We start from the raw sequence: 18,175 nt of genomic DNA on the forward strand, positions 1-18,175 counted from the left end.
GCATGCGTTCCCTGATTACCATTTCCGGCCTTAAGCAGCAGGTTCAAAAGCCAGCTTGGGTGCAGGCGTTTTGAACATCTTCATGAACTTGGCGAAGGCGATGGTTCCGCCTTTTTCATAGTCGAATCCCGCCATGGTCGTCACGGGGTTGCGCAGGCCGCTCAGCATTTCCTTCCAGATTTTGGAGTCCACCTTCACAAGGATGTCCGGGTTATCCAGCAAACGCGGCTGAATTTCGGCCACGCCCCGGCGCACATGAATGGTGAAGTCCTTGCCCACGTCCGTAAACCTGATGGAAACCTTCTGATCCAGGTCCGCACTCTTGACCGGGTCCAGGCCCACAGCCATTAACTCGAAAAATCCCTCAATGGGAAATCGGTGAACCATTTCCGGGCTGGATTTGACGTCTCCGGTGCTGGCCACAAAGCCGTCCCGGATTTCCAGGGCTTCGGTCAGGTAATAATGGCGTGCGTTGGCGTTTTCCTCCCGCTCTCCCATTTTAATAAGCGCCTGGGAGCGCAGGCCCCTGGCGTCCGGATTTTGCGGATCCAGGGCGATGATGTATCCGGTCAACTGCAGGGCCGCCTGATACTGGCCTTGGTCGAACCTTGCCTGGGCTTCTTTTTGGAGCTTGTCCTTTCCGCCCGCCAGGTCTGCCATAAGCTGGGCGTTGTCTTTTTGGGACAACGGCTGAAGCGTGGCCGAATCCCCGTCAAACCAGCCCAGGTTTCCGTCGAACAAAGACCGAAGAGACCAGGACACCTTGCCGTAGTACTCCTGCAAATAGGGAGAGGCCGCCAGATGAGGCGGCAAATGGACCTGCTCCACAATCTGGTCCGGAGTCATGCCCATATTCACGCACCGGATGCCCTGGTCATGAACGTACTGGATGGCGTCCCGGTAATCCGTGGCGATGGCGTAAACTTTTTCAGCGCCGAAAATCGGCTGGCCATGGCTGGGAACCATGATTTCGGGCTTGAGTTCCCGGATGATGTCCACGCTCTGATACCAGCTTTTAACGCTGCGGTAAGGCGTCCCCCGGATCGTATACAAATTGGGAAAGGAGCGGTACAGGTTGTCCCCGGTCATCAAAATCCGAGGTCCTTTCAGCCAGACGTATATGGTGTCGTTGGTTTCCCCGGGCGCATAAATCAACTCCATTTTCACGCCGGCGACTTCCACGTCCATTTTATCGCGAAAGGTTTGCGTGGGCGGGATGTAGCCAAGCTCCCGGTCCGGGCCGATGCCCAGAAACGGACCGATGCCGTCGTTCTCCAAGCCTTCCTGGTCCAAAAAATTGCCGAACATACGCATGCTGCGATTACCGATGATGGGCTTCATCTTGCTGACAAGACGATTCACGTAATAGCCCAGGTTTTCGTGAGCGTAGACCTCCGGCTCGCCGCCCTCCGCAAAGGCCTGGGCGCCGAAAATGTGGTCAGTGTGGTTGTGGGTGTAGATGATGGCCTTGATCGGCTTATCGGAAATCTTCCGGAACTCCGCCAGGACTTCACGGGCCTCCTGGAGGCTTTCCATGGTGTCCACGATGATCAGGCCGTCATCGCCCTCGATCATGATGGAATTGGCCAAACCAAAGCCCACCGCGGAATAGATATTGTCCGCTACTTTATACACCTTGCGTTCAAAGTGCTTGGTGTGCTCCTTCAGGCTGCCTGCAGCCTGCACATTGGCGATTGTCTTCTTCTCCATGGCCGGCTGACTGCGGAGCTTGACGAAAAGCCCCACTCCTCCTGCGCAAACAAGCAACAGGACAACGAATACTAACAATACTTTTTTCATGAGCCAATCCCCCTAACAGCTTGAAACTGTGACGATTATGCCGGGTAGCAGAGCGCTATCCGGCGACGAGTGTACACAATTGACTACATTTTTATTGCGCACTTGTCAAGAAATTTTGAACCAGGCGTTGATTTCCACAAGGGCCATGAACGGCGCCGAAGGCTGTCCGTCTTCGGCGCCTATTGCTATGCAAAGGGTTTTGGCACGCCTGCCCGCCAAAGAGCCGCAAAAAATAAATCCGCTGTTCCTCGCCATGGTGCTGCAATTAGGGCTGTTGGCAATTAGGCAATTAGGGCTTGAAAAAAAGCCATATGTCAGTTACTATTGATTAATTTTGAGGCATTTGCCATACAATGAAATCACTTAATTACGCCTCATTACCGTTACGGAAATGGTTTCTATGACCCCGAAGCCGACATATTCCGAGCTGCTATCCACAATAAAAAATCTTGAGCAAAGCGTGAGAATATATCGCTCGCTGGCCGACAACAGCTCTGATCTTTTATACAGGACAAACCTGCAGGGGGAGATCATTTTCATTTCCCAGTCCGTAACCAAATTGTCCGGTTACACCGTGGAAGAAGCAATCGGCATGAAAATGGCCGAGGAAGTCTATCTGGTTCCCGAGGAAAGAGAAAAATTTACGGCCCTTTTGATGGAAAAGGGGCATGTAAAAAACTTCGAGGCCCGTTTACGGCGCAAGGACGGATCCGTCTGGTGGGCCTCCACCAACGCCCATTTCTTTAAGGATGAGAAGGGGGAAGTCGGCGGCGTGGAAGGCATCACCAGGGACGTCACGGAACTGAAAGACGCACTGGACAGCCAAAAAGACCTTATAAAACAACTGCAGGAAGCCCTTGACAACGTTCAAACCCTCCGGGGCCTGCTGCCCATTTGCTCCCGATGCAAAAAAATCCGGGACGACAAAGGATATTGGGGGCTCCTCGAGTCGTATATTGAAACCCACTCCGAGGCGAAATTCAGCCATGGCTTGTGCCCGGAATGCTCGGAAGAGCTATACGGCGACAAAGAATGGTATAAAAAAATGAAGGGCAAGAAAACAGACGAGTCATCCTGAATATCGTTTCCGTTTATGAAAATGATAACCCCATAGGACTTTTGATTGTGAAAAGCCCGTCATCAAGCTCCAAATAATGATTTTATAGGATTAGGCGGGACAACTCGTGCACCAGGAATTTGAAGACCATGTAAACTTCCTGATAAAATATGCTCCGGTCTTTCTGACTGGGGCGCTATTAGGAATCCTATCCACCAGCCTGATGCTCAATCCCCTTTCCATGGGATTGATTCTTTGTTCCATGATTGCAGGCGCCATTTGGTTCATGGCCAATTTCTATGCGTGGAGAATAGGCTCGAATTTTGTTAGTGTAATCGCTTTTATATTCGCTTTTGCAGCCTTCCAGGCATTGCCCAAAGCATTTTACGGCGACCTAACAGGATGGATTACGACCATACACTTTTTATCAATCATGTTTGCCGTCCACTCCTTGTTGCTCCTGTTGTTCAAAGGGAAAGTGTAACCCCCCGCTTGTTATTCGCAGGATAAGCCCTGGTTCAAAAAAGTAATTATGTTCATAGACAAATCCATAACGCTGGGTCCCGGCTTGAAGCGATCCTGAAAAGCGAATCGCCCTTGCCGGATGACGATCTATGCCCCAACCGACCGTGGGGCGCCCCAGGCAGAACAGTATCCTGCCTGGGCGCGCGAGCGCAGTAGAAGCGGTCTTTGGGGGGATAGAAACCATTGATCCCCAGCGGACGAACGCCCTTTCCAAAACCAAACAAAAGCATGAATTCGAGCAGGTCCGTGCGCCCGCCAATCATACCCAATTTCCGCATTCTTTTGCGGCCGCGCCTTTTGTTCTTCGAACGCAGGCAAAAAAAACCTTGCCTGGGCCATCCTGACGTCGTTGATCTCCACCACTCCCGGAAACGGGGACCCAGTGTCGTTGTGAATTATTGGCGCGGCATGGATTAAAACTCCAAAAGTGAATAAATTGCTATTTTGATAGCAACTTGGCCTTAACCGCCCTCCGGGCATTCATCGGCGCGGGCCGCCGCAAAAAATAAAATGAGCGCTCGTTTTTCCTTTTTTCTTGACGAGTGTGAAAATAATCCATAGTTAATAGTACAGCGTGTTAAATTGGAATGCGGTGGAGCGCCGGCGCTCCAAGTCCTCCCCAACCCTTTAAAATCATAATTTATTCTGCAAGGGAATCATGACGCAAAAAAACGACATCACGGTAAAATCGGATATGGGGGAAATCTCCCTGGATAACTCGGGCGCGGCAATCGGCGCAGCCAGGGTTTCGCCTGAAAAATCTTATATCGGCTCGCCCGCGCTTTTGAAAAAGGTGATCGAAGAGGACGACCAGGAGGCCTGGGCGGAGATCAAGGCCAAGATCGATTACACCTATGAAAATATGGACAAGGCCATGTCCGCCCTGGATCAGGCCGAGGGCTTGTTGCAGAGAGTGCAGGCGAAAATCAAGGCGGGCAAGAAGCTGCTTTTGAAGCCCAACCTGGTGACAGTGGAAAACATCGAGCCTTATTCCCACCTGCTGTTCAACGGGGTGGTGGCCAATACGGACTGGGCCTTTTTGGCCGCGGTTATGCGCTGGTTCCACGATAAAGGCGGCGTCCGGTACAGCCGGATGTGCATGGGCGAGGCGGCCTCCAACAGCACCTATAGGGCCGCCCAATACACCCAGGTCAAAAAGACCGGCCGGGCCGTGACGCCTGAAGCCGCTTACGAAGGCAAGTGCGATGACTTTTACGGAGGCTGGGGTTTTTATTTTGTAAGGCGCTATTTGGCGGAAACCCTTCCTGCCGGCTCGGACGAAAACCCCATGCTGGGCTATGAGGAAAGTTTGAGCGGCGAGTTTGTCGCTCCCGGAGACGTCGGCGACCGCCTGATGATCTACGACCTCAACAGGCTGCACGACGATCCCAACCGGGGGCGGGCCATCGACCTGCCCGACGGCGAGTGCTTCAAGTCCATTGTACTGCACAAGGCTATTGTGGGCGGCGATCCCTCGGATCCCGAGGACTGCCGCAAGTATCCCGGCTGCGTCCTTGTCAACGTTCCCAAGCTCAAGGTGCATTCCCAGGCAATGTTCACCAACGCCATCAAGAACCTGGGCATTGGGCTTTATCCTTTGCAGGCCAATCACGCCGGTTGCAAAAAATGGATGTACGGCACGCCGGACACGGATATTCCGGTCATCAAAAGCCGCATCCCCCATCAGGTTTGGGTGCCGGAACTGGATCCCAAGCAGATGATTCCGGTGAAGGGCGAGGACGGGGTCTACAAGGTGGAAAAGACCGGCGGCCTAACCGGCACCATGCTGGACATCATCCGGGCCGCGGCCGGCCAGGACGTGATGATGCTGCACATTGTGGACGGCATTGAGACCGTCAACCGGGACCACCAGGGCGTGGGTCTGGGCCAGGCTTTGGCCGAAGGCCTTATCATGGCGAGTTCGGATGTTGCGGCCGTGGACCTGATGTGCGCCCGGTACCTGTTCTGCAACATGGGCCTGAAAAAGGCCGTGGAAGCCGGCCTGGACGACGGATTCGGAGGAGCCTTCCCCCAGATTCAGCCCGTCCCCAAGCTGGAGGGCAAGGCCATCACCACCGGGCAGGCTCTGGACAATCCCATCTCCCGGGATTTTTCCATTGCAAAGGCCATAGAATGGGGCATGGGCCAATCGGACTATTTTATAACGGGCTGGGACGACGTTTCCGGCGCCCCGTTGGCGTCTTACGGCGGCAGGCTGGGATATGTGAGCGACGGCGCTTTTACGGACATCCACACCAAGCACATGTACTGGGACATCTACAAAATGCCCTGGGATCTTCAGAAAACCTTTTTCGGCTACCTGGACGCCGTGGACGAGCTGGAAGGCCTGAGCATGAAAAAGGAGTTCCTGGAAGCCTTTGACGAAACCGGCGACGGAGTTGTCAGCTACGAAGAAAACGGCAAAAAGGGCATTTTCGGCCCCAGCCTTTTCCTGGGCGGACAGTTTATCAGCTACCGGGGCGAAAAGGACCAGAAAAACGTCTTCAAGGGATTTTTCGACCTGACGGCCAATCCCCTGCGCGGGACCGATCCCGCCTGGAGCGCCGAAGGCCACTATTTCAACCGGGAATTCTTCTGGGGCGCCCAGGCCGTGGTGGCCATGGCCATGGCGTTCATAAAAAAGGACGTCCCGGACCAGTTTTATCCGGACATGACCTGGGGGAACGGCGCCTGGCCCAGCTTCGCCCAGCTTAAAAACGCCCATATCCATCAGATCACGTACGGCTGGAAGTTTCCCAAACGCATAGGCTTGTTCAGCCTGTGGGGCTGCGCATTCGGGTACGCGGACCGGTACTTGAACAACAGCCGGTTTGTGGGCGAAAAATTCGGCGTTCCTAATCCCAAGGCGCCCCATTTGTATCTGGACGCCCTGAAAAATGGAGAACTCGAGCCTTTGGATTTTGTGCTTTACGTGCCCGAAGGATTTGGCGCCGGCGGCATGGTTCCCCATGTCCAGGAGACTTCCGACCCGGCCAAGGTTTTCACAGCCGAGTTTGACGGCGGAAAAATCCAGTGGCCGGACAGGCCTTTGGAGGAATAGCATGGACTATAAATACTTTGATGTATCCATAGAAAAGAACATCGCCTTTTGCACCTTCAACAATCCTCCGCGGCATACCATAACGGCGGACGGCGTGTTCGAGTTTCAGCGTTTATTGGCGGATCTGGAAGCCATGGACGAACTCATGGTCTTCATGCTCACGGGCGGGAATGAACGGTTTTTCATCGCCCATTATGAAGTGGGCGAGTTGGCGTCCCTGTCCGAAGGCAGGCAGAAGACAAAAGAAGCGACGCAAGACAAGCCCAAAAAACTCTATCCCTTCAACCGCCTGAACCTGGCCCTGGAGCAAAGCCGCCTTATCACCATTGCAGCCATGAACGGACAGGCGCATGGCGGAGGATTGGAAATCGCCCTGTCCTGCGATTTTCGCCTGGCAGGCAAGGGAAAGCACACATACGGCCTGCCGGAAACCAACGTGGGAATCATCCCCGGCGCAGGAGGAACCCAGCGTCTGGCGCGCTTGCTGGGCGTCGCCAAAGCCATGGACCTGATTCTTCACGGCAAGGTGTATTCCGCGGAGGAGGCCTATGATCTGGGCGTGATTCACCGGCTATATGAAAAAGAAACTTTTTTGGAAGAAGCCAAGGCCTTCGCAAGAAAAATAGGGTCCCGTTCTCCCGTAGCCCTATCCCTGGCAAAAAAGGCCATCCGCCAGGGAGTATTGGAACCGGACTTTGAAAAGGCATTGCTTATTGAGCAAAACGGCCTGGACGCGGCCTTGAAGTCCGAAGACGCAGGCGGCGCCATGAGCGCCTGGCTTAAAGGCGAAAAGTACCAATGGAAGGGGCGGTGACGCCCGGTCAAGGCATCCCGCCCTTCGCGGTTTTCATCATATTCAACGCCCTGCCGGCAGGCGCGGCCTATGGCTGCTGCTTGTAGCGGGCTGTCCTCATGCGCCGGTTAATCGGGATTGACGACCAGCACAGGAACCGATGAAGAGCGCACCAATTTTTCCGCCACGCTTCCCATCAAAAGGCGATCCATCCCCTTGCGCGCACGGGAAGGGATGACGATCAGGTCAATGTCATTGTCATTGGCGTAAGCGATGATTTCTTCCACGGGGTTTCCGATTTTCATAGCCTTTATGAAATTCGGGCATTGGTCCATTTGCTCATGGCAGAACCTTTCGAAAGTCTTTTCTGCACTTTCAAAAATCTGATCCTTCCAACTGGACAGGGTGGGCGCAGGGACGTATCCGAATCCGGATTGCCCCAATTTTTCCACCACATGGAAAAAGTGCACCTGCGCCCCGTATTTTTCAGTCAGGGAATACACCCATGGCAAAGCGGAAACCGAGGTGGATGAAAAATCCGTGGGGAACAATATATTCTTGATATTCATAGCGCCTCCTTTCCCGATAATCCTTGTTGATTCATAACGGCCTATTTTTTACTATAAGATCGGGATGCTTGATGTCAAAGAATAACCCGCTCTAATCCCAAGCAAAATCAGCGTCTATCCTTGACAGGAGCCGTGGTGCGGATTGTTTCACCACAAAAATTTTTTCCTTTTTTGACAGGAATCCGCGCCATGCGACATAACTCACACAGCCAAAAGGCGTACTCAAGGGACGCACGGTTCCTCCGCTCAATTCCGAACAGTCGTTAACCGCAAAAACTTGAGCGGTAAATTGCATTTGCGCCGCCGGGTCCGGCCAAATCGTGCGCTTCCAATCATTACTGTGATCAAATGCGCCTTTACAGCCCAGGGGTTCCTGATTACATTTAATTTGACCATTTGGATCAGTTTGAATCATAATCACAGTGCAACGTATTTTTAAAGGACTAACATGCGGAAGTTGAACCAAGCGCAATAGGAGGAGTATTATGGCAAATTCCATTCTGATAGCCCTGGACGACTCGGAAAACGCACAAAAGGCCCTGGAGTATGTGGCCAATAACATGAACCCCTCGGCAACGGTCGTCATTATAACCATCCTGCCCAAGGTTTCGACCGCTTGCGGCATGGACAGCCCGTCCCTCACTCCCTTATTCAATAAAAACAGCCAGGTTTTTTGCACCATGGAAGACGTCAAAAGGGAACGCATGAAGGAGTACGTGGGAGAGGCGGAAAAACGCCTCGTCGCCGCCGGATTTTCGCCGGACAACCTGAAAAGCCGCGTGGAGGAGCAGCGCTCCGGCGTCGCCCGGGACATCCTCCAGGAAATCAAGGAAGGAAAATACGACACCGTGGTGCTTGGCAGGCGGGGCCTGTCCGGGGTGAAGGAGTTTTTTTCCGGCAGCGTAACCACCAAGGTGCTTCAGGGGGCCACAGGGGTAACGGTCATTGTTGTGGACTGATTTGGCCGGCCGTTTTTGGGATGGCGGATTTCCAAAGGCGTGGATTGAAAGGCGTTAAACTCAGACGCTTCTGTAATATTGTTAGAAATATTATAGAATTTAGGCAGATAAGGCCGGACGACATACTGGCCGGGTGTGGAAGTTTATCAAAATAAAGTGGGTGAGGGGGTTTTCCGCCGCATCAGGAGAAAACCCAAAAGGAAAGGCTCGGAGCCGGGCTCTGATCTTGCATCAAGGCATTGGCATCATTCGGGAATCTTTGAAGAGAAAGAAATATACCGAATGGCCGCTCGTTTTTTCGCCAAGGACAAAAAAAACGCGTCCCTTTGAGACAAAGGGACGCGCAGTCTTTATTCCTGGGAATCGTTGATCAGATCGCGCAATTTTCCGGAACACTTGAAGGTGACGACCTTGCGTTCACGCAGCATAAGGTCTTTCCCGGTCGCCGGGTTGCGGCCCCTTCTTTGGTCTTTTTGTTTGATGCAGAATTTGCCAAAGCCGGAGATCAGCACGTCGTCGCCCTCCTGGAGCGAATCCTTGATAATCTCGATCAATTGCTCAACCACATCCACGGATTCCTTTTTGGTGAATCCCATATCATAGATCTTTTCCACGATGTCACATTTGGTCAACGCCATAGATCCTCCAATTACTCTCCAACCGTGCCGGCGCCGGCGCCCGGTATTGAACGTCCCTCAGTTTCTGACGATTTATCTTCTTTTTTATTGAGCAAGCCGTGTTTTTCCAGTCTCTGGACGACTTGATTGACAGACTCCATAATCTCGTCAATTTCGGCCTTTATTTCCAGGTCCTCCAACTCCTTGTCCTGCAACCCTTACCTCCATGGAACGATCCGGCGCTTAGTCCGGATAGACGCCGTGATAAAATATGTGGTCAAAATAATGTTCCAAATATTCCAAGGAGTCTCCGCTGGGAGTATCCTTGTCTTCCGCCGCCGCCGCGTCCTGCTGGTTTTTTACAAATTCCAGCCACCATTCCTTGCATGCCTGATGCATGACCTTTTTTAAAATGGCGGGCGCAATGCCAAGCTCCTCGTTCTGTTCCAGGAATCTGGCCGCACCGTCTATAACAACGCGCAGGTTTGGAATAAAATCCGAGTCATCCAGGGTTCCCGCTACATAGCGTTCCTGGAATTCACTCAGAATGCACCTCAGCACCCCTTCGATTCCATCAATGCAGTTCATCGCTGTATGATTTACATCCAGTTAGTTTCGGGACCCACCCGTTATCAACGGCTGACTCCCAGCAAGTTAAAGGTATTAAAAACAATTGTCAAGACTTAGAGGCCAACTATCGACGCGACCCTTATATTTTGAGTTCCATTTATTGAACGTCCCCACATATTTCCCAAACATCAACCTGTGATTTTACGGTCCGCCCTGGCTGTCTCCTCCACCAAAGTTTTGACCTTGGCCGGATCTTTTTTAAAACGGATGGGCGCGCCGTTTTCATCCACGGCGTTAGTCTGGGTGCAGGAATCCACGCCTGCAGGCCGTACGCGCAAAACGCCCTCGTAGGCGTTTTCCGGGGAAATCCCTCCGGCCAGAATGACCGGAACGCCCGATTGCTTCACGAGATCCGCGGCAATATCCCAATCGCATATCAGGCCGGTGATTCCTATGTAGCCCTGGACCGGGTCCGTTGGGTCGTTATCCTGACCGCCCCCCAGCCAGGTGTCCGTTAAAAAAATATCGCTCATGGGCTCCAACGCCCTGGCCAACTCCAATGTGGGGACCACATGCCCCCTGCCCGGCCGGGCTATGGGGATGGAACGCATGATTTTTATTTTGGGAAAAGCGCTTCGCACTTTTTTTTGCAAGTCAAGCATGGGCGCCAAATCCAAAGGAACGCCTTGGGAGTCCGTCAGCGCGTCGCAAAAATGCGCCAGGTCCGGTTTATAAAAGTCAAGAACCTCCAAAATCAATTCCGGTTCCGTAAACAAAGGAATCAGGCTGCTGACAAGCCCCTCCTCCCGGGCGGCGGCCATGACTTCCGCCAAGGAGTCCTGTTTCCAGCTTTCACGGGAAGTGAGCACCGAGCCGACGGTATTCACGCCCAAACGGGCCATTTCACGGGCTTCCTCGGCTTCTTGTATTTCGTAAATCTGGACGGTCGTCATAGGCGCTTTCTCCTCCGTGTTTCCCATGGGGTCAAATTGCGGTTGACTTTTCGGCGGCTTATACCATAATCACGAGAAAAGAAAAGGCGGCGGCGCCATTTTATTTCTTTTACGGATTGCCGCACCTTGGCTGAAAGCCATGTTCCCAAGCTAGTAAAACGCCTTTGGCGCAAAACCTTAACCCTTCAAACAAACCGGATGCTGGCGGATAAAAGCCGTACAACAAATCAAACCGGGAGAAACTCAATGATCATAATTATAGACTTCGGATCCCAATACAACCAATTAATAGCCCGCCGGGTGAGAGAGCACAAGGTGTACTGCCAAATAGAGCCGCCCACGCTGACTGTGGAAAAGGTCAAGTCCCTGGCGCCGGACGGCATCATCCTGTCCGGCGGGCCGGCCAGCATCTATTCCGAAAACAGCCCCAAAATCGACCCTGAACTGCTGAACCTGGGCATCCCGGTTTTAGGCATCTGCTACGGCCTGCAATTCATGGTGCACAATCAGGGCGGCAAGGTGGAAAGGGCGGACAAACGGGAATACGGCCTGGCCATGTTCCATCCCAAAGAAGCGGCCGGCCTGTTTGAAGGCGTGCCTGAAGCCACCGAATGCTGGATGAGCCACGGAGATTCAATCAAAGAGCTGCCCGAGGGATTTGTCATCACCGGTTCCACGGACAACACCAAAGTGGCGGCTATCGCCCATAAAAAGAAAAAGCTGTTCGGGCTGCAGTTTCACCCGGAAGTCACCCACACGCCCAAGGGCAAACGCATGCTGAAAAATTTTCTTTTCAACGTGTGCGATTGCAAACGCAACTGGACCATGAAATCCTTTGTGAAGGAAGCCGTGGAGGAAATCAAGGAGACCGCCGGCGACGACAAGGTCATCCTGGGCCTGTCCGGCGGCGTGGACTCCTCGGTGGCGGCCGTGCTCATCCACAAGGCCATCGGCAAAAACCTGTATCCCATTTTTGTGGATAACGGCCTTTTGAGAAAAGGCGAAGCCGACCGCCTCAAAGAGGTCTTCACCCAAAACCTGAACATGAAGGTCCGCTACGCCAAGGCCTCGCGCAAATTCCTGTCCGGCCTTAAAGGGGTCACGGACCCGGAAAAGAAACGCAAGATCATCGGCAAGGTCTTTATGGACGTGTTCGAGGAGGAAGCCAAAAAGATCAAGGGCGCGAAATTCCTCGCCCAGGGCACCCTGTACCCGGACATCATAGAGTCCGTGTCCGCTTTCGGCGGTCCTTCCGCGGTGATCAAAAGCCACCACAACGTGGGCGGCCTGCCTAAAAAAATGAAGCTCAAGCTCATTGAGCCCCTAAAGTACCTGTTCAAGGACGAAGTGAGGCTTTTGGGCGAGGAGCTGGGCCTGCCCGGCGACATGGTCTGGAGGCAGCCCTTCCCCGGCCCCGGCCTGGCCATCCGGGTCATCGGCGAGGTCACGGCCAAAAGACTCAGCATCCTGCGTGAGGTGGACGCCCTGATTATAGAAGAAATCAGGAAAAACGATTACTACCGCAAGCTGTGGCAATCCTTCGGCGTGCTGCTGCCCATTAAGAGCGTAGGCGTTATGGGGGATCAACGCACTTACGAGAACATCATCGCCATCCGCGCGGTCACAAGCACGGACGCCATGACCGCCGACTGGGCCAGGCTGCCCCACGACATGCTGGCAGTCATGTCCAATAGAATCATCAACGAAATAAACGGAGTCAACCGGGTGGTCTACGACATCAGCTCCAAACCGCCCAGCACCATCGAATGGGAGTAACGCCAGGAGACGAGCCATGCCATTTGAAACCGGGTTCGGCCAGGACGACGGCCTGGGCAAGGAAGAAAAGGAATTCGAAGACATCTATGGCGAAGAGTTAACCATAGAGCGTTTTCAAAAAATGGAGCGCCGCATCACGGTCCAATGGGTAATCCTACTGGCCTTGGTGGTTGCCTTGGCCTCGTTCATGGCGGTGAACTTCACCCAGCGTTTGACCACGATCGCAGACAAGGGCGACGTCAAGGTGGAAGGTCTGACCAAGGACGTCAACCAAAAGGTGGAAGCCCTCATGAAGGAGTTGGACGGCGCCGAAGACGAATTGCAGGAAAAAATCGCGTCAGTGTCCAAACAGGCGGGCGAGGTGCAAGGCCTCTTGGACCAAGCCACCAAAAGCATTCAGGCCTCCAAGGTGGACCGGAGCGAAGTCCAAAATCTTCTTAAGGAAGAACGGGAGTATACGGATAAAGCCGTTCATGACGCCCGGGTGAAAACCGACAATTTTAAAGCCGCTGTTTTGGCGACCATGGACGAGGAAATTAAAAAGCTGGAAAAGGGCTTGAAGGACGATGACGCCGCTCAGGCCAAAAAAACGGCCGCCCTGGCCAAATCCATTGAAACAACCAAGCGGGAGATGGAGGATCAGGAAGACGCCCTGACGACCTTCAGGACGGACCTTGGCGCCTTTTCCGAGGACGTATTCGCCGTCAAAAAGGATAGCGCCAAAACCGCCGCAGACATCAAGACTCTCAAGGATGACGTGCAGGCCCTGCGCAAAGAGCAGGAAGCCGTCCTGAGTGCGACCAAGTCGGAAATGGAAAAGTCCGTGGAGCGCAAGCTGGAGAGCATGGAAAAGAGGCTCGCCGCTCTGGAGGTGATGCTGAAAGCCTCCTCCGGAGCCGCTCCGGCGGCCAGTGCAGCCAAACCGGCGGCGACGACGCCTCCGGCCGCGCCCGGCGCCGCAAAGTCAACGACGGAGGAAAAACCCGCGACCCCCGCGCCGGCTCGTACGGTCCCCGTGCCCCTGCCCGGAGACGGCGATTTTATGGAGCAGGATTTGGGCAATTAAACGGAAGCATTGAATCGACAAGGCCGGCGGCGGGAGCTTAACCAAGCATCCGCCGCCGGCCTTTTTTTTATTGGTCTTTCAAAAGCGCTTCTATGCGGGCGATGTCTTCGGGCAGGTCAACTTCGGGGGAATCGAAGGCGGTCACGACCGTCTTGATGCCCAGGCCGTATTCCAAAGCCCGAAGCTGCTCCAGCTTTTCGATCTTCTCCAAATGGCCCTCCGGCAGGGAGCAAAACTCCGCCAAAAAATCCATGGTGTAAGCGTACACGCCCAAATGCTTGTATGTGTCGAACTCCATGTTCCCGTCCCGGTCGTGGGGAATGGTAGCCCGGGAAAAATACAAAGCCCAGCCGTCCTGGTCGAAAACCATTTTAACGTCCTTGGGATCGGTCAACTCCCGTTCGTTTACAATGGCGAAAGCCAGGGTGGTCATACCGGTTCCGGGGTCGCCGATCAAAGGGGCCGTCACCTCGTCAATGCATTCGGGATCAAACACGGGCTGATCGCCCTGGACGTTCACCACAATGTCCGAGCCGGTCAGGCCCAAAGTGCGCCCGGCCTCAAAGACCCGGTCCGTACCCGACCGGCAGGCGTCCGAGGTCATGACCGCCTTGCCGCCGAAATTCTCCACGGCGGAGACGATGCGTTCATCGTCCGTAGCCACGGCCACGCCCGTCACGCTGGAGGCCGCGGCCGCCCGTTCGTAGACTCTTTGGATCATGGGTTTGCCGGCAATCAGGGCCAGGGGCTTGGCCTCAAACCGGGTGGACCCGTACCTGGCCGGAATTATAACAACTACTTTCATGTGCGACTCCCTTTATGGAAGAAATCATGCATTTATCTATTTATCCAATCGTTAAACTTCGATTGACTCCCGACGGGATAACTCTATAACATAAACCTGCGTCCAAGGCCAAAGGACGCTTATCAAAAACCGCCTGTTTGTGCTAAGATGAAGCAAGTAAATATTATGCTCTACAAAAAACAATCAGTCATGCAAGGATAAACCTTTCTCAATGAATCCCGACTTTTTAAAAAAAATACTGGATGGGGTCGCCGCCGGAGACACTCCGGTGGAGCAGGCCATGGACAAACTGCGCCACTTTTCCCACGAAGACCTGGGCTTCGCCCACGTGGATCACCATAGGGGCCTGCGCAAAGGCTTTCCCGAGGTGATTTTCGGCCAGGGCAAGACCGCAGAGCAGATTTGCGGGATCATGGAAAAAATGGCGGCCCAGGACGACGTCATTCTGGTCACCAGGGTGGACCGGGAAAAGGCGCATGCGGTTTTAAAGGCCTTTCCCGAGGCCGAATACCACGCCCAGCCCCGGATGATCATGTACGCCCCCAATCCCATCCGGGAAAAAGGCCGGGGAGAGATTGTGGCGCTTTCGGCCGGAACCTCAGACATTCCCGTGGCCATGGAGGCGGTTTTGACGGCCCGGGCCATGGGCAACAGGGTCCGCACCATCTTTGACGTGGGCGTGGCGGGCCTGCACCGGTTGTACGCGCATCGGGAAATCCTGGACCAGGCTTCGGTGCTGGTGGTCGTGGCCGGCATGGAAGGCGCCCTGCCCAGCGTGGTGGCCGGGTTGGTTCCCCGCCCGGTCATCGCCGTGCCCACAAGCGTGGGGTACGGCACCAGTTTCGGCGGTCTGACCGCGCTGTTATCCATGCTGAACAGCTGCGCGTCCAACGTGGCGGTGGTGAATATCGACAATGGCTTTGGCGCCGGATACATGGCTTCCATGATCAATATGGATATGGAAAGAGAGATCGCCAAGTAGGAAATAGAAGCATGTTTTGTCCATTAGCGCCGTTTTCTTAAGCTGACGGCTGCTTTCTGATATATCCACCGGCATACCAATAAGCCTGGGCGCCCTGCGCCCGGGCTTTTTTTTTATGGAATCGCCCCTGTTCCGGCCGTGGTAAACCATGTTATTTTTCCGTAAAAAAAAATGACAAGAAAATATACCGTGTGTTAGAAAATTATGACAGAGGTTCAAACGCACAGTTTTTTTCCGATCCGCCGCGCAGCGGCGCTGCCCCCAGCGCTCTGACAGGCGGCGTTTCTTCAATGTTTGTTCGGCAGCCCGTAGATCGACCGGTAAACGCGCTGATTGTGTTTAACAAGTGCAGGAGGAATTCCCATGGCTGATAAGCCAACTGTTGCATCGCTGGAAAAAAAGATACGAGAATTGGAAATAAGAAACGGGGAGTTGGAAGAGACTAACAAGGCTTTGCGAACGCTTATCGAGCAAACCCGCATGGCTTCCCAGGATTTTCAACAGCGCGTAGTGGCCAACGTAGAAGACCTGGTCATGGTGTACGTGGCCAGGCTGCAGGACACGGACCTGGACGTGGATCAAAGCATCTTTGTTAACGTGATTGAGCAGAATTTATCGGAAATTGTCGCGCCTTTCATGCGGCGCATCGGAAGCCAGCACGCCAATCTTACGCCTCGGGAGATCGAGGTGGCCAACCTGGTCAGGATGGGAGTGAAAAGCAAGGACATCGCCAAGCTGCTGAAGATATCCAAACGGGCGGTGGAGTTTCACAGAGACAGCCTGCGTAAAAAACTGGGGCTTAAGAAAACCAAAAAGAACCTCAGAGCCTATCTGGCTTCCCTGGGATAGAAGGCGCCGGCTTGCTCCGTTAACCTATTTGAATCCGGGGCAGGCCGACAGGTTTTGGATAAAATCTGTCAGTGCGGAAGTAAAGGCGGATTTGACCAAGTCTCCGGTCCCGGTTCTGCCCGCGCCTTCGCAAATGCCTTCCCAGACAACCTTGCCGGAGGAAGGGTCCGTGAACACGGCCTGCGCCTGGATAACGCCCTTAAGCATGCCTTGGGCGAAACCCACCATAACGTTAAAGTCGAGAGACTGAATTTTTAAGGTGAGATTCAGCTCCGCCCGCCCCGGCGATTTTGCATTGCCTGCAATCTCCAAGGCCTGGGAAGCCGCTTGATGCAGAATTTCGGCAACCGGGCGGTCGCTCATATAAGCGCCTATGGAGAGCCCGCCTCCCTGGCGAATTTTTTGCATGACATGGCATGGGTCTTTCTTCCGCAGGTCTTTGGTTTCTGTCAGACTCACGGATTTCGCCGTGGACAGAGCCCCAGGCGCGATAATGTCTGATGGAACCTGATAATCCCTCCAGACAGTGTTCATTGCCATGTCAATTCTCCTGCTCAATTCGGCTGGTGCGGGCGGCGCCATTGAACCAAACGGCGCCCCGCCCGAGCCGCCCAGCAAGGCTGTTTAAAAGCGCGGTCCTGTTAACGGCGCCTTTGGTTAGCCCGAAGTTCAATCCTGCGCCTTCTTTTAGCGGCTTTCGCCCTTTTGCGGCGCTTTTTCACACTGGGTTTTTCGTAAAAGCGTTTTTCTTTGAGCTGGGTGAGGACGCCTTCCTTGCGGAGCATCTTTTTAAGGACCTTAACGGCTCTTTCCAGTTGATTATCTTGAACTGTAACCTGCAAATTGTACCTCCTTATATTTCAGGCTTTCGGGTTTACATTCCCGTCTGCGCTCATAATTGCAAAAAAACTTCATCCCCTGCCGATAATTGCGGCCTTCGTTCCTTGGTTTCAGGGGAGCAAAAAAACCGTAAAGACTCGAAAAAACAGCCTTTACGGTCCGCACCCAATAATTTGCGCGTTGGCCCGCAATAAAACGAACGGCCATGCCCCTAGGTGGAGCATCCGCCTTGGTAGCATAACATCAACCGCTACGCAACCTTTTTTATAATTTAGCCATGCAGCCTAATTTTCTGGCCAACTTGCCCATAGCCACAACCCGCTGCCGCATAGCCGGGACATTTTGCAGTTCCTGTTCCCCTCCCGCCGTTTCCGCCGAAAAAATAGCGGTAAGAAGCTCTTTTTCCATATGAATGGCCTCAAAACCCTCCATGTTCGCCAGGGCTTTAAAGGAGTCCAAAGACGCCCCAAAGGCTTGGGGGTCGCCGTTTTCAATGTCATCCGGGGTGAAGGTCCAGACAACCTGGGAATCCACGGGAATCTCAATCTTGGCGGACACAATTTCTTTAAACCGCTTGCCCGGGACGAACCTGAAACGCATATAATAAGCGCCGCACATCCCCTCAACAAAGGGCGGATACACCCCGCGCACCTTGGCGCCAAAGTCGAAAATCCCCCCCATGGAGCCGAGCCTGGCGCTTAACGGCCTACGCAAACGCAGTATAAACGCACAGGCCGCAATCAGGGCGACCGCCAAAACTATTATAATCAAACTCAATATTTTCAGAGACATATATACCAAGCTCTTTCAAGGCTTCTGATGCTTCACAATGTAGTAGCGTTGTTTACACCATACCAAATCGATTCCAATGACGCCAACAAAAACTTAATACATCATGCCCTGTTCGCAACGCATTCTTGCATGGGGGCGACGAAAGCCTTTATTGGCGGGTT

21 protein-coding genes are annotated in these 18,175 nt (G+C 53.6%); 10 read left to right on the forward strand and 11 right to left on the reverse strand.

What is annotated here, in order from left to right:
* Nucleotides 1-30: 30 nt before the first annotated feature.
* A complete protein-coding gene (locus G491_RS0105450; RefSeq protein ID WP_028313860.1) occupies nt 31-1,800 on the reverse strand; it encodes an alkyl/aryl-sulfatase in 1,770 nt (589 codons plus the stop codon).
* A 79-nt stretch (nt 1,801-1,879) separates the two neighbouring features.
* On the opposite strand from G491_RS0105450, the gene G491_RS35320 reads away from it, so the two are divergent.
* The 5 genes from G491_RS35320 (at nt 1,880) to G491_RS0105480 (ending at nt 7,257) form a co-directional block, all read left to right on the forward strand.
* The gene (locus G491_RS35320; RefSeq protein ID WP_169829391.1) at nt 1,880-2,128 is read left to right on the forward strand and encodes a hypothetical protein; all 249 of its coding nucleotides are present in this window, start codon (nt 1,880-1,882) and stop codon (nt 2,126-2,128) included.
* A 132-nt stretch (nt 2,129-2,260) separates the two neighbouring features.
* On the forward strand, nt 2,261-2,878 hold the full coding sequence (locus G491_RS33410) for a PAS domain-containing protein (RefSeq protein WP_169829392.1): 618 nt from the start codon (nt 2,261-2,263) through the stop codon (nt 2,876-2,878).
* A gap of 106 nt (nt 2,879-2,984) precedes the next feature.
* Nucleotides 2,985-3,341 carry a hypothetical protein gene (locus tag G491_RS0105465; RefSeq protein WP_028313861.1) on the forward strand — a complete coding sequence of 119 codons (357 nt, stop codon included), beginning with the start codon at nt 2,985-2,987 and terminating at the stop codon, nt 3,339-3,341.
* 699 nt (nt 3,342-4,040) lie between these two features.
* The gene (locus tag G491_RS0105475; protein WP_028313863.1) at nt 4,041-6,443 is read left to right on the forward strand and encodes a DUF362 domain-containing protein; all 2,403 of its coding nucleotides are present in this window, start codon (nt 4,041-4,043) and stop codon (nt 6,441-6,443) included.
* Nucleotide 6,444: 1 nt separating this feature from the next.
* Entirely contained in the window at nt 6,445-7,257 is an 813-nt protein-coding gene (locus tag G491_RS0105480; RefSeq protein WP_028313864.1) for an enoyl-CoA hydratase/isomerase family protein, read from the forward strand.
* A 107-nt stretch (nt 7,258-7,364) separates the two neighbouring features.
* On the opposite strand, the gene G491_RS0105490 is transcribed toward G491_RS0105480, so the two are convergent.
* Complete coding sequence (locus tag G491_RS0105490) at nt 7,365-7,805, reverse strand: universal stress protein (protein ID WP_028313865.1); 441 nt, start codon at nt 7,803-7,805, stop codon at nt 7,365-7,367.
* A 91-nt stretch (nt 7,806-7,896) separates the two neighbouring features.
* Entirely contained in the window at nt 7,897-8,304 is a 408-nt protein-coding gene (locus G491_RS0105495) for a hypothetical protein (RefSeq protein WP_028313866.1), read from the reverse strand.
* On the opposite strand from G491_RS0105495, the gene G491_RS33415 reads away from it, so the two are divergent.
* The gene (locus tag G491_RS33415) at nt 8,291-8,764 is read left to right on the forward strand and encodes a universal stress protein (protein ID WP_012609272.1); all 474 of its coding nucleotides are present in this window, start codon (nt 8,291-8,293) and stop codon (nt 8,762-8,764) included. The two genes, G491_RS0105495 and G491_RS33415, sit on opposite strands and share 14 nt — an antisense overlap.
* 350 nt (nt 8,765-9,114) lie before the next feature.
* Here G491_RS33415 and G491_RS0105510 read toward each other — a convergent pair whose 3' ends face one another.
* From G491_RS0105510 to G491_RS33420, 4 genes are all read right to left on the reverse strand, one after another.
* Complete coding sequence (locus G491_RS0105510; protein ID WP_012609271.1) at nt 9,115-9,402, reverse strand: integration host factor subunit alpha; 288 nt, start codon at nt 9,400-9,402, stop codon at nt 9,115-9,117.
* Nucleotides 9,403-9,413: 11 nt separating this feature from the next.
* On the reverse strand, nt 9,414-9,596 hold the full coding sequence (locus G491_RS0105515) for a hypothetical protein (protein ID WP_012609270.1): 183 nt from the start codon (nt 9,594-9,596) through the stop codon (nt 9,414-9,416).
* A 28-nt stretch (nt 9,597-9,624) separates the two neighbouring features.
* Nucleotides 9,625-9,969 (reverse strand): hypothetical protein, encoded by a 345-nt coding sequence (locus tag G491_RS0105520; protein WP_012609269.1) that lies wholly within the window; start codon nt 9,967-9,969, stop codon nt 9,625-9,627.
* 170 nt (nt 9,970-10,139) lie between these two features.
* Complete coding sequence (locus tag G491_RS33420) at nt 10,140-10,904, reverse strand: phosphoribosylanthranilate isomerase (protein ID WP_028313868.1); 765 nt, start codon at nt 10,902-10,904, stop codon at nt 10,140-10,142.
* A 246-nt stretch (nt 10,905-11,150) separates the two neighbouring features.
* On the opposite strand from G491_RS33420, the gene guaA reads away from it, so the two are divergent.
* Together guaA and G491_RS0105535 are read left to right on the forward strand one after the other, a co-directional pair.
* A complete protein-coding gene (gene guaA, locus G491_RS0105530; RefSeq protein WP_028313869.1) occupies nt 11,151-12,680 on the forward strand; it encodes a glutamine-hydrolyzing GMP synthase in 1,530 nt (509 codons plus the stop codon).
* 16 nt (nt 12,681-12,696) lie between these two features.
* Nucleotides 12,697-13,746 carry a hypothetical protein gene (locus G491_RS0105535; RefSeq protein ID WP_028313870.1) on the forward strand — a complete coding sequence of 350 codons (1,050 nt, stop codon included), beginning with the start codon at nt 12,697-12,699 and terminating at the stop codon, nt 13,744-13,746.
* Nucleotides 13,747-13,813: 67 nt separating this feature from the next.
* Here G491_RS0105535 and kdsB read toward each other — a convergent pair whose 3' ends face one another.
* A complete protein-coding gene (kdsB, locus tag G491_RS0105540; RefSeq protein ID WP_028313871.1) occupies nt 13,814-14,551 on the reverse strand; it encodes a 3-deoxy-manno-octulosonate cytidylyltransferase in 738 nt (245 codons plus the stop codon).
* A gap of 211 nt (nt 14,552-14,762) precedes the next feature.
* On the opposite strand from kdsB, the gene larB reads away from it, so the two are divergent.
* Both larB and G491_RS29555 read left to right on the forward strand, forming a co-directional pair.
* Entirely contained in the window at nt 14,763-15,533 is a 771-nt protein-coding gene (gene larB, locus G491_RS0105545; protein WP_028313872.1) for a nickel pincer cofactor biosynthesis protein LarB, read from the forward strand.
* A 363-nt stretch (nt 15,534-15,896) separates the two neighbouring features.
* On the forward strand, nt 15,897-16,382 hold the full coding sequence (locus tag G491_RS29555; protein ID WP_012609261.1) for a helix-turn-helix transcriptional regulator: 486 nt from the start codon (nt 15,897-15,899) through the stop codon (nt 16,380-16,382).
* Nucleotides 16,383-16,406: 24 nt separating this feature from the next.
* On the opposite strand, the gene G491_RS0105555 is transcribed toward G491_RS29555, so the two are convergent.
* The 3 genes from G491_RS0105555 to G491_RS0105565 all read right to left on the reverse strand — a co-directional run bounded on the left by G491_RS0105555 (nt 16,407) and on the right by G491_RS0105565 (nt 18,014).
* Nucleotides 16,407-16,922, reverse strand: a complete 516-nt coding sequence (locus tag G491_RS0105555; protein WP_028313873.1) for a hypothetical protein — start codon at nt 16,920-16,922, stop codon at nt 16,407-16,409.
* A 101-nt stretch (nt 16,923-17,023) separates the two neighbouring features.
* The gene (gene rpsU, locus G491_RS0105560; protein ID WP_012609259.1) at nt 17,024-17,224 is read right to left on the reverse strand and encodes a 30S ribosomal protein S21; all 201 of its coding nucleotides are present in this window, start codon (nt 17,222-17,224) and stop codon (nt 17,024-17,026) included.
* A gap of 262 nt (nt 17,225-17,486) precedes the next feature.
* The gene (locus G491_RS0105565) at nt 17,487-18,014 is read right to left on the reverse strand and encodes a hypothetical protein (protein WP_169829393.1); all 528 of its coding nucleotides are present in this window, start codon (nt 18,012-18,014) and stop codon (nt 17,487-17,489) included.
* Nucleotides 18,015-18,175: the final 161 nt, after the last annotated feature.

This window comes from Desulfatibacillum aliphaticivorans DSM 15576 (assembly GCF_000429905.1).
GTDB lineage: Bacteria > Desulfobacterota > Desulfobacteria > Desulfobacterales > Desulfatibacillaceae > Desulfatibacillum > Desulfatibacillum aliphaticivorans.